Below are 10,939 nucleotides of genomic sequence, written 5' to 3'. Positions count from 1 at the left end.
GCACATCAGCGAAACCTGCGACGCCACACCGGGCGAACCCGGCACCACCGGCACCCCACCGCCACCGAACCTGATCACCAACATCGCCACCACTGACGCCACCACCGCGGACACCACGATGACCGAATCCATCCACCAGCAACTGGCCCGCCGCGACCTGCTCCCCGCCGAGCACTACCTCGACTCCGGCTACCCCTCAGCCGACCTGCTGGTCTCCAGCCACACCACCTTCGGGATCACCCTGATCACCCCGGTCCTGGCCGACACCTGCACCCAAGCCACCACCCCCGGCGGCTACGACCGCACCGCGTTCACCATCGACTACGACCAGCAGCAGGCGACCTGCCCGCAAGGCCACACCACCTCCACCTGGATCCCCGGCCGCCGAGGCGACACCGACATCATCTCGATCGCCTTCACCACCACCGTCTGCCGCCCCTGCCCCGCCAAAACCCGCTGCACCACCGCCAGCCGCCGCTACCTCACCATCCGCCCTCAACCCATCCAACAAGCCCTCGACAACGCCCGCACCCAACAAACCACCAAACAATGGCAGGCCACCTACGCCCACCGCGCCGGCATCGAAGCCACCATCGCCCAATCCGTCAAAACCACCGACACCCGCCACGCCCGCTACCACGGCATACGCAAAACCACCCTCGAACACGCCTTCAAAGCCACCGCCCTCAACCTCATCCGCCTCTACGCCTACTGGACCGGCCACCACCTCCAAACCCCACACACCAGCCACCTCGCACGCCTACAACCCACCCCCTAACCACAATGGGCAACAGAGTCGCTAGCGACGCGAAATCGCGGTTTCAACCCCTTGATCACAGCGATTTCGTAGCGCTAGCAGATCAACAACGCCAGCCGCCTCTGCCGCCGCGCCGCGATCCCGTGCCGCGACCGTGCGCCGCGATCCCGTGCCGTAACCGTGCGCCGCGATCCCGTGCCGTGACCGTGCGCCGCGATCCCGTGCCGTGACCGTGCGCCGCGATCCCGTGCCGTAACCGCGCCGCGACTGTGGACAAACGGGCCGCGGCTGTGGATAACTCGGGGTCTGCCCGTGCCGGCTGATAGACATGCCGGGTGACTGAGACAACGCAGGACCGGGCCGCCGTTCGGGAGCGCGCCGAGGAGGTGCTGCGCCGCCTGGCCGGGGAGGGCGCGCGCCTCCGTGAGGACCAGTGGCGCGCGATCGAGGCACTCACCGTGGACCGGCGGCGGGTGCTCTGCGTGCAGCGCACCGGCTGGGGGAAATCGGCCGTCTATTTCGTGGCCACGGCCCTGCTGCGGGCGGCCGGCAACACCGGCCCCACGGTGATCGTGTCGCCGCTGCTGGCGCTGATGCGTAACCAGGTCGACGCGGCCGCCCGGGCCGGCATCCGGGCGCGGACGATCAACTCGGCGAACCTGGACGAGTGGTCGCTGATCGAGGCCGAGGTCCGTGCCGGTGAGGTCGACGTGCTGCTGATCAGCCCGGAGCGGCTGAACAACCCGGACTTCCGGGACAATGTGCTGCCCGGTTTGGCGTCGAGCACGGGGTTGCTCGTGGTGGACGAGGCACACTGCGTGTCGGACTGGGGGCACGACTTCCGGCCCGACTACCGGCGGTTGCGGACGTTCCTGGCGGGTCTGCCGTCGCAGACGCCGGTGCTGGCGACGACGGCCACCGCGAACGCCCGGGTCACCGCGGACGTCGCCGACCAGCTCGGTGACGCGTTGGTGCTGCGCGGCCCGCTGGACCGGGATTCGCTGCGGCTCGCGGTGCTCGATCTCGCCGATCCGGCGCACCGGCTGGCCTGGCTCGCCGACCACCTGGACCGGCTGCCGGGTTCGGGGATCGTCTACACGCTGACGGTGGCGGCGGCGACCGAGACGGCGGAGTTCCTGCGGTCGCGGGGGTTCGCCGTGGCGTCGTACACCGGCCAGGTCGAGGACGCGGACCGCCGGGCGGCCGAGCAGGACCTGCTGGACAACAAGATCAAGGCGTTGGTGGCGACGTCCGCGCTGGGGATGGGCTTCGACAAGCCGGACCTCGGGTTCGTCGTGCACCTGGGCGCACCGCCGTCGCCGATCGCCTACTACCAGCAGGTGGGCCGGGCCGGTCGCGCGGTCGAGCACGCCGAGGTGGTGCTGCTGCCGGGCCCGGAGGACGCCGCGATCTGGCGGTACTTCGCCTCCCTCGCGTTCCCGCCCGAGGACCAGGTGCGGCAGGTGCTGTCCCGCCTCTCCCCGGATCAGCCGATCTCCACCCAGGCCCTGGAACCCCTCGTCGACCTGCGCCGCACCCGCCTGGAGCTGATGCTCAAGGTGCTGGATGTGGACGGCGCGGTGCGGCGCACGCGCGGTGGCTGGCTGGCCACCGGCGAGCCGTGGACCTATGACGGCGTGCGGTTGCGGCGCGTCGCGGAGGCACGCTCCGCGGAACAACAGACCATGATCGAGTACGCGCGTACGAGCACCTGCCGGATGGAATTCCTCCGCACCTGTCTCGACGACCCGGAAGCGAAGCCCTGCGGCCGCTGCGACAACTGTGCCGGCCCGCTTTTCGACACCGAGATCTCCCCGGCCGCCCTGACCGCCGCGGACGGCTTCCTGGGCCGGCCGGGTGTCGAGGTCACGCCGAAGAAGATGTGGCCGACCGGACTGGCCGCCGTCGGTGTCGGGTTGAAGGGCAAGATCCCGCCGGGCGAGCAGATCGAACCGGGCCGTGCGGTCGGCCGCCTCTCCGACCTGGGCTGGGGCAGCCGGCTGCGCGCGCTGGTCGGCGCGGACTCACCGGACGCCCCGATCCCGGCCGAACTGGCCGCCGCGGTGGTGGAGGTGCTCAAGTCCTGGGCGCACGGCGACGACGCCTGGCAGGAGCGCCCGGTGGCGGTGGTGGCGGTCGGTTCACACCGTCGTCCACAACTTGTCCACAGCCTCGCCGAGCACATCGCGAAGGTCGGCCGGCTGCCGCTTCTCGGTGCTCTGAGCAGCGAGCACGCGGGGGAGGAGCTGGCGCGGGGCAACAGCGCCCAGCGCGTACGGGCATTGCACGAGGCCTTCACCGTCCCACCGGAACTGGCCGCCGGCCTGGCGGACCACAGCGGCCCGCTGCTGCTCGTCGACGACCTGGTCGACTCGGGCTGGACGATGACGCTGGCCGGCCGCGCGCTACGCCGTGCCGGTGCCGACGCCGTCCTGCCCCTCGCCCTGGCCGTTGCCGGCTGAGGAACCGGCCTGAGAACCGGCCGAGGGCTCACCCGCCTGGGAACCGGCCGGGGGCTCATCGGCCGGGGAGCCGGCGACGGGACCGGCCGGATCGGCGGCCAGGAAGCCGAGGATCGCGTTGCGCGTGGGTCTGCGGTCGAGCTCCATGAACCGCTGGGCCCCCGCCAGCGGCTCGAACCCGGACCGCCGGTACACCTCGTGCGCGTCGCGGGTGGCCAGCAGCAGGCGCAGGATCCCCCGGTCGGTGAGGCTCGCCACGATGCTGTCGACCAGCCAGGTGCCGAGGCCGTGTCCGCGATGCGCCGGGTCCACGAACACGTCGCAGATCCACGCGAACGTGGCGCCGTCGGTCACCACGCGGGCGAACCCGACCTGTTCCTCGCCGAGCAGGACCGAGAACGGCAGGGAGCCGTCGATCGACCGGGCCACGACGTCGCGTTCCCGGCCCGCTGCCCAGTAGGACTCGTCCGACAACCACCGGTGCACCCGATCCAGGTCGACCCGGTCCCGGTCCTCGGTCAGCACGTACTGTCCACGCCTGCGCTCCGTCACGCGGCGGAATCTACCGAACGGCACGGACCCCGGGAACTCGGCGGCGGGTGGGCGCGACCAACTCTCAGGGCAGAAGTCGTTCATACGGGTGGGGGGTATGATCGATGGATCCGGCCGAGTCTCCAGGAGGGCCCACGATGGCGGTGACCAGCACCTACCAGGTGAGCGGCATGACGTGCGCGCACTGCGTCCAGGCGGTGACCACCGAGATTTCGGCGCTGCCCGGAGTCTCCGACGTCCAGGTCGACCTCGCCTCCGGCGGCGTGACAGTGACAAGCGAGACACCGCTCGCCGCCGACGACGTGCGCGCGGCCGTCGACGAGGCCGGCTACGAGCTCGCGGATGCCTGACCCGACAGCTTCACGGACGCCGGACCCGACCGCCTCGCGCACGCCGGACGCCGAAGCCCACCCGGCCCCGGAGGCGCGGGCTGAGACCGACGACGCCCCGGTCCTGGGCAGCCTGGGCCGCTCCCCGTCGGGGTCGCCGAGCGCCGGCTTCCGGTTCGCCGCCTTCGGGGCGTTGCTGATCGTCGTGCTCTTCGCCGGTTACGGGCTGGGCCGGCTCAACGGCGGGACGGCAGCCGGCACGACCGGCACCGGCACCGGCACCGGTACTGCGGCCGCCACGCCCGCGGCGACCGCCACGGTCGTCGACGAGAGTCAGCCGCACGTGCACGGCCCCGCGACCCCCGCCCCCGGTGCGGGGGGTGCGGCCGCGGGGGCGGCGGTCGGCGGGCTGTCGCTCAGCGCGTCCGGTCTGACGCTGGTGCCGGTGACCACGGTGTTCACGGCCGGGCGGCCGCAGAAGCTCGAGTTCACCGTGCACGGGCCGGGCGGCGCCCCGATCACGACGTACGCCGTCGTCCACGACAAGCCGTTGCACCTCATCGTGATCCGCCGTGACCTCAGCGGCTTCCAGCACCTGCACCCGGAGATGGCCGCCGACGGGACCTGGACGATCGATCTCACGCTGACCGAGCCGGGCAGCTACCGCATGATCGCCGACTTCACGGCGCTCGTCGGCGGCACCCAGATCGCCACCACCCTGGGTAGCGATCTGACGGTCGCCGGCAACTACGTTCCGGTCACCCTGCCGGATCCGGCGCGGACCGCGACCACGGCGGGTCACCAGATCGCGTACGAGGGGACGCCCGGAACCGAGTCCACCCAGCCCCTTCTGATGACCGTCACGGACACCGCCGGCAAGCCGGTGACCGTCGAGCCGTACCTGGGCGCGTTCGGACATCTGGTCGTGCTGCGCGAGAACGACCTGGCCTACGTCCACGTGCACCCGGAGAACCAGCTGGTCGACGGGCGGGTCAAGTTCTGGCTGGCCGCGCCGAGCCCCGGCACCTACCGGATGTTCTTCGACTTCCAGGTCGCCGGGAAGGTCTCCACGGCGGCCTGGACGGTCGTCGTCAGCTGACGAGCATCGTCGCCAGCGCGGGCGTCACACCCCACTGGCCGGTCATCTCGTCGTACTCCGCCTGCTGCTCGGGGGTCGGCGCGGCACCCGTGCGGCGGGCCCGGAGCAGCAGGTTGCGCGGGGTGTGCGCGGAGTCCACGAACTCCACGACGTCGACGCGGTACCCGTTGAGCCGCAGCAGGCCGGCACGCAACGAGTCGGTCAGGACGTCGGCGAACCGTTCCCGGAGGATGGCGTGCCGGGTCGTCTCCCCGTACGGGAACGGGGTCTTGGCGTTCTTCAGCTGCGCCGCGATGTCGTGGTGGCAGCAGGGCGCCGCCAGCACCCAGCGGGCCTCCCAGCGCACCGCCCGGGCCAGCGCCTGATCGGTCGCGGTGTCGCAGGCGTGCAGCGCGAGCACCAGGTCCGGCGCGAACGGCAGCTCGGCGTCCTCGATCGTCCCGGCCACGAACGTCACCTGCTCGGCGCAGCCCAGCCGCTCCGCGACGGCGGTGTTGCGTACCCTCTGGTCCTCGCGGACATCGACGCCCACCACCTGGACCTGCGCGCCGCGCGCGGCCAGATAGCGATAGGCGGCGAAGGTGAGGTACGCGTTTCCGCAGCCCAGGTCCACGACGCGCAACGGTTCCGGCAGCTGCTCGGGCAGCGTCGCGGCGAGCGCGCGCAGGAACGCGTCGATCTGACGGCGTTTCGCGGCGTTGCCACCGATCACCTCGAAGAGCGGGTCGCCCGGGTCGAGCAGCCACTGCTTCGTCCGGTCGTGGCCCTGCTCCGGCGCCGGCCGGGCGGCGGTCGTGGCGGCCCGGTGCACCTGGGCGTCGCCCTTCTTGGTGATCCGCACCTGGATGGTGGCGGAATCGGTCTCCACGTGCCAGTTGCCGAACGGCTCGGCGAGCAGCTCGTCGAGCGCGGCGGCCGCCTCGTCGCCGGGCGCGACGTTACGGGTGAACGGGCGGGCGCCGTCATCGGTGACGATCTGTAGTTTCGTCCCGGACTTGAGCGTCACGGGCCGCACCTGCGCGCGGGTCACCGACGGTGTGTGGCCGCGGCGTCGGCCGGCGGCGACGGCCCGCGTCAGACCCGGGGCGAGCAGCAGCTCGCGGACCTCGGCAAGTGCTTGATCGAGCGGTACTGGCATGTCTTCCATTCTGCCCGGGCCGCCGGAACTCCCCGAGGGGTCGTGGAGCTGGCGTGACCCGGTTAGGTTGAGCTGCGGTGAAGGGAGGTGCCGCCGTGTCGCTGATGGCGGGCGCGCTCACCTCCAGGCTGCGTGAGGTCACCCGGGAGGGCCGGGCCGTCGCGCGGCGCAGCCGGTTCGTCGAAGGGCTCGCCACCGGGCGGCTGCCCCTGGCGGCGTATGCGGAACTCGCCGCCCAGCACTGGTTCGTCTACGAGTCGCTGGAACTGGCCGCGGCCGCGATGACCGACGACCCGATCGCCCGGCACTTCGTCTACCCGGAACTGTTCCGGCTCCCGGCGCTCGAGACCGACCTGCGTTTCCTGTACGGCGCCCGGTGGCAGAGCCGGATCGCCGCCCTCCCCGCCACCACCACGTACTGCACCCGCATCCGCAGCGCGGCCTTCGACCGGGCCACCGGCTATGTGGCACATCACTGCACCCGCTACCTCGGCGACCTCTCCGGCGGCCAATGGCTGGGCCACCGGCTGGTCGAGGCGTACGGTTTCCGCCGCGACGGTTACCGCTTCTTCGTCTTCGAGGGCGTCGACCCGCCGCTGTTCCGAGGCCGGTACCGCGATCAGCTCAACGCCGTGCCCTGGACCCACACCGAGCAGGACGCCTTCCTCGACGAGGTGGCGGCGGCCTACCGGCTCAACCTCACGCTGCTGGCCGAGCTGGAGGACCGCTGGACCTGACCTGAGCAACCCCACGCCCAGCCGGGGCGCTGCCGGGCCGGGCTCGGGGATGCCGGATGGAGCCGGAAGAGTGCCGGACCGGGCTTGGGGATGCGGGGCCGGTTTGGGTATGCCGGATCGAGCCGGACGAGTGCCGGACCCGGGTTGGGGGATGCCGGACCGGGCCGAGCCGGCGTGCGCCGGGCTGAGCTCGTGCAACGCCGGTTGAAGCGAAGCACGCCGCGCTGAGCCCGGCGGCACGGGACCGTCCGTGGTCCCGTGCTTCGGTGCAGCCGATCGGCGCCTGGCGCCAGATGTGGCCGATCGGCGCTCGGCGCCGGATGCGGCCGGTCAGCGCCCGGTGTCGGGCGCCGCCGGACCGGGCCTGGCCGTCAGGCCTCGGCGGTGCCGACGCCGGCCTCGGAGCCGCCGGACATGCCGGCGTCCGCGGTTTCGGCGGTGCTGGCGGCAGGGCGACGCCGGCGCCGGCGAGGAGCCGTCGTCTCGGGCGGGGTGCCCGCGATCGCGGCTGCGGCGCCTTCGACGGCGTTGCTCTCGACAGCGGCGCCACCGGCCGCGGCGTGCTCGACGGCCGCACGCTCGGCCGCGACGCCCTGAGCTGCGACGTCCGGAGCTGCGGTGCTCGGAGCTGCGGTGCCCTGAGCTGCGGTGCCGTCGGGTGCGGCGCCCTCGGAGAAGGCGACGGCCGGTGCCGCGGTGGTGCGGCGGCGACGCGTCCGGGCTCGCGGAGCGGCGGCCCCGTCACCGTCGGCCGGAGCCACCGCGGTCGCCTGCTCGGCGGCCGGGATCTCAGTGGCCACCGAAGCCGTCGCAGGGGAACCGGTGGTCACCGTGTCGGCGGCAGGGGAACCCGTGGTCGCCGGCTCGGTGTCGGCGGCAGGGGAACCGGTGGTCACCGACTCGGGGGCCGGGGAACCCGTGGTCGCCGGCTCGGTGTCGGCGACCCGGCGGCGGCGGCGCTGGCGCTTGGGCCGCTCGGTCGCGTCCTCGGTGGGAGCGGCGCTCTCGACGGCCGGCGCGGAGCCGCCCCGGGAACGCCCGCCACGTCCGCGGTCGCGGTCGCGATCACGGTCGCGGCCCCGGCCACCCTGGCGGCGGCCGACGCCACCCAGGTCCTCCTCGACCTCGGCGGAGAGGCCGGCGCGGCTGCGGTCGGCGGTCGGCAGGGTGCCGGAGATGTCGGTCGGGATGTCCAGGTCGGCGTAGAGCGCCGGGCTGGTGTGGTACGTCTCCGGCGGTTGCGGCATGCCCAGGCCGAGCGACTTGTCGATCAGCACCCAGCGCGGCATGTCCTCCCAGTCCACGAACGTGATCGCGTTACCGGTGGCGCCCGCCCGGCCGGTCCGGCCGATGCGGTGGGTGTAGGTCTCCGGGTCTTCCGGGCAGTCGTAGTTGATCACGTGTGTGACGCCGGAGACATCGAGGCCACGGGCCGCGACGTCGGTCGCGACGAGCACATCGATCTTGCCGGTGCGGAACGCCCGCAGGGCCCGCTCGCGCGCGCCCTGACCCAGGTCGCCGTGCACGGCTGCGACCGCGAAACCGCGGAAGTCGAGGTCCTCGGCGACCCGGTCGGCGGCCCGCTTGGTGCGCGTGAAGATCATCGTGAGGCTGCGGCCGCGGGCCTGCAGGATCCGCGCGACCATCTCCAGCTTGTTCAGCGGGTGGGTGCGGTAGACGACCTGCTTGGTCAGCGGTGAGGCGGCGCTCTCCGTGGTGTGGCCGGCGTGGATGGTGACCGGGTTGTGCAGGAACCGGCGGGACAGCGCCACGATCGGGTCGGGCATGGTGGCCGAGAAAAGCATCGTCTGCCGCTTCTCGGGCAGCATCGACAGGATCTTCTCGACGTCCTCCAGGAAGCCGAGGTCCAGCATCCGGTCGGCCTCGTCGAGCACCAGGGCGCGGACGGAGCCGAGCTTCAGCTGCTTCTGCTTGGCCAGGTCGAGCAGCCGGCCGGGAGTGCCGACCAGGATCTCGACGCCCTTCTTCAGGGTGTCGACCTGTGGTTCGTACGCCACGCCGCCGTAGATCGGCAGGACCCGGACGCCCCGGGTGCTGCCCGCCGCCGCGAGGTCCCGGGCGACCTGGAGGCCGAGCTCGCGGGTGGGCACGACGACGAGGGCCTGCGGCTGGCCGTCGGCGCCCTCGGACGGGGCCAGGACGCGCTCGAGCAGGGGCAGGCCGAATCCGAGGGTCTTGCCGGTGCCGGTGGGCGCCTGGCCGATGAGGTCGGTGCCGCGCAGGGCGATCGGCAGCGCGTACTCCTGGATCGCGAACGCGTGGGTGATGCCCGCCGAGGACAGCGCCTCCACGGTCTCGGCGCGGACGCCGAGGTCGGCGAAGGTGGGGCTGTCCGGGCGGACCGGCGCACGGGTGGTGACGGGTACTAGAGCTTGCTCAATGTCGGTCATGAAGTTTTACGGGTGCCCTCTCGTGGTGCGCCCGTCGGATGTCTGGGGCGCGGTCTCGTTTTGGCGCGGGCCACACGCAAAATAAGCGGGCCGCACGCGCGATCGCCGTGCATCACGGGCCCTGTGTTGTGGTGCAGGCGGGCCCGGACCGGGTCGATCTGACGAATCGACGAGGACGGCGACGGCGCAAGTCTACCCGACCAGGAGCCGCACGCACGGATGAGCAAAGTTACGGGAGGGAACCCTGCGATCAGGGTGCCCTCCCGTAGTACTTCCAGACGTCAGCGCGTGGTGAAACCGAACGGGCGGTGCGACGCCTCGGCGATCTCCACGTAGGCCACCTTGGCGATCGGAATGATCACCTTGCGGCCCTTCTCGTCCGTGAGCGTCAGGACGCTGTCCTTGGCGAGCGCCTCGGACACCGCCTGCTCGACCTCCGCCGGGGTCTGCGCGCTCTCCAGCACCAGCTCACGCGGCGAATGTTGCACGCCGATCTTGACCTCCACGGGGCCCTCCTCTGTCAACCGTCTACCGCCAGTGAGGCTATCCGATTTCCGGCGCGGTTCCGGCCGTTGAGCCGCCCTGCAGCGGGAAGCTGGCGATGCCGCGCCAGATCAGTGCAGCTACGAGCGCTTCGGCTTCAGCTTTGGGCGTACGCCGTCCGTTCGCGAGCCAGAACTGTGCGGCCTGCCCGGCCGCCCCGGCGAGGCCGGAGGCGAGCAGCTCGGCCTGGTCGGGCCGGAGCCCGGTGTCCGAGATGATGGTGTCCGTCACAGCGGCGATGCAGCCCTGCTCGACGCGTTCCACCCGCTGGCGCACCTGCGGGTCGTTGCGCAGGTCCGACTCGAAGACGAGCCGGAACGCCTCGCTCTCGTGATCCATGAAGTCGAAGTACGCCCGGACCGCGCCCTTGACGCGCTCCTTGTTGTCGGGGGTCGCGAGCATGGCGCCCCGCACCTTGGCGATTATCGCGTCGCAATGCGTGTCGAGAAGGGCCAGATAGAGCTCCAGCTTGCCGGGGAAGTGCTGGTAGAGGACGGGTTTCGAGACACCCGCCCGCTCCGCGATGTCGTCCATCGCCGCGGCGTGATAGCCATGCGCGACAAAGACCTGCTGCGCGGCGGCCAGCAGCTGCTTGCGGCGGGCCGAACGTGGCAGGCGGGTGGGTCGGGCGGTCTGTGCCCCGCCGGACGCAGCGGTCATATCTCTTCAACCTCCAGGGGGTCGGTCCCCGCGGTTTGTACGTCGTTGATTGCCCGGATCGGCGCTCGTCGCGGTCGTGCGGGCAATTGTCGCGACGCTGCAACTTATCGCCACTGCAACCACACGGTAGCCTCAGCTGGGGCGAGCGAGGAGCACGCGGTGGATGAATCAGGGCATTCCGGAGACGCCGGAGCCACAGGGAGCGGCAACGGTGCCGACTCGCGTGACCGCAGTCGAGTGAACGGATGGGC

The 10,939-nt window shown here is 71.9% G+C and carries 9 protein-coding genes and 1 pseudogene; 5 read left to right on the top strand and 5 right to left on the bottom strand.

Annotation, left to right across the window (positions count from 1 at the left end; genetic code table 11):
- Together LPA41_RS28795 and LPA41_RS28790 are read left to right on the top strand one after the other, a co-directional pair.
- On the top strand, positions 1 to 778 hold a 778-nt coding region (locus LPA41_RS28795), incomplete at its 5' end, for a transposase (protein WP_229074028.1).
- A 314-nt stretch (positions 779 to 1,092) separates the two neighbouring features.
- Complete coding sequence (locus LPA41_RS28790; protein ID WP_229074027.1) at positions 1,093 to 3,219, top strand: RecQ family ATP-dependent DNA helicase; 2,127 nt, start codon at positions 1,093 to 1,095, stop codon at positions 3,217 to 3,219.
- A gap of 129 nt (positions 3,220 to 3,348) precedes the next feature.
- Here the strand turns inward: LPA41_RS28790 and LPA41_RS28785 are convergent.
- Positions 3,349 to 3,771 (bottom strand): annotated as a pseudogene (locus tag LPA41_RS28785) (GNAT family N-acetyltransferase); the annotation flags it as partial.
- 137 nt (positions 3,772 to 3,908) lie between these two features.
- Between LPA41_RS28785 and LPA41_RS28780 the strand changes: the two are divergent.
- Together LPA41_RS28780 and LPA41_RS28775 are read left to right on the top strand one after the other, a co-directional pair.
- Positions 3,909 to 4,121 carry a heavy-metal-associated domain-containing protein gene (locus tag LPA41_RS28780; protein WP_229074026.1) on the top strand — a complete coding sequence of 71 codons (213 nt, stop codon included), beginning with the start codon at positions 3,909 to 3,911 and terminating at the stop codon, positions 4,119 to 4,121.
- Positions 4,114 to 5,199 (top strand): hypothetical protein, encoded by a 1,086-nt coding sequence (locus tag LPA41_RS28775; protein WP_229074025.1) that lies wholly within the window; start codon positions 4,114 to 4,116, stop codon positions 5,197 to 5,199. Before LPA41_RS28780 ends, LPA41_RS28775 begins: the two co-directional genes overlap by 8 nt.
- Here the strand turns inward: LPA41_RS28775 and LPA41_RS28770 are convergent.
- Entirely contained in the window at positions 5,192 to 6,337 is a 1,146-nt protein-coding gene (locus LPA41_RS28770; RefSeq protein ID WP_229074024.1) for an SAM-dependent methyltransferase, read from the bottom strand. The two genes, LPA41_RS28775 and LPA41_RS28770, sit on opposite strands and share 8 nt — an antisense overlap.
- A gap of 77 nt (positions 6,338 to 6,414) precedes the next feature.
- Between LPA41_RS28770 and LPA41_RS28765 the strand changes: the two genes are divergently transcribed.
- The gene (locus LPA41_RS28765) at positions 6,415 to 7,074 is read left to right on the top strand and encodes a heme oxygenase (biliverdin-producing) (protein ID WP_229074023.1); all 660 of its coding nucleotides are present in this window, start codon (positions 6,415 to 6,417) and stop codon (positions 7,072 to 7,074) included.
- Positions 7,075 to 7,445: 371 nt separating this feature from the next.
- Here the strand turns inward: LPA41_RS28765 and LPA41_RS28760 are convergent, their stop codons facing one another.
- From LPA41_RS28760 to LPA41_RS28750, 3 genes are all read right to left on the bottom strand, one after another.
- On the bottom strand, positions 7,446 to 9,485 hold the full coding sequence (locus LPA41_RS28760) for a DEAD/DEAH box helicase (protein ID WP_229074022.1): 2,040 nt from the start codon (positions 9,483 to 9,485) through the stop codon (positions 7,446 to 7,448).
- Positions 9,486 to 9,766: 281 nt separating this feature from the next.
- The gene (locus tag LPA41_RS28755) at positions 9,767 to 9,991 is read right to left on the bottom strand and encodes a DUF3107 domain-containing protein (RefSeq protein WP_229074021.1); all 225 of its coding nucleotides are present in this window, start codon (positions 9,989 to 9,991) and stop codon (positions 9,767 to 9,769) included.
- A 37-nt stretch (positions 9,992 to 10,028) separates the two neighbouring features.
- Positions 10,029 to 10,688 carry a TetR/AcrR family transcriptional regulator gene (locus LPA41_RS28750; protein ID WP_229074020.1) on the bottom strand — a complete coding sequence of 220 codons (660 nt, stop codon included), beginning with the start codon at positions 10,686 to 10,688 and terminating at the stop codon, positions 10,029 to 10,031.
- Between the last annotated feature and the right edge of the window lie 251 nt (positions 10,689 to 10,939).

The organism is Actinoplanes sp. DH11 (assembly GCF_020873875.1).
Taxonomy (GTDB): domain Bacteria; phylum Actinomycetota; class Actinomycetes; order Mycobacteriales; family Micromonosporaceae; genus Actinoplanes.
This window is presented reverse-complemented; position numbering and strand designations above follow the sequence as displayed.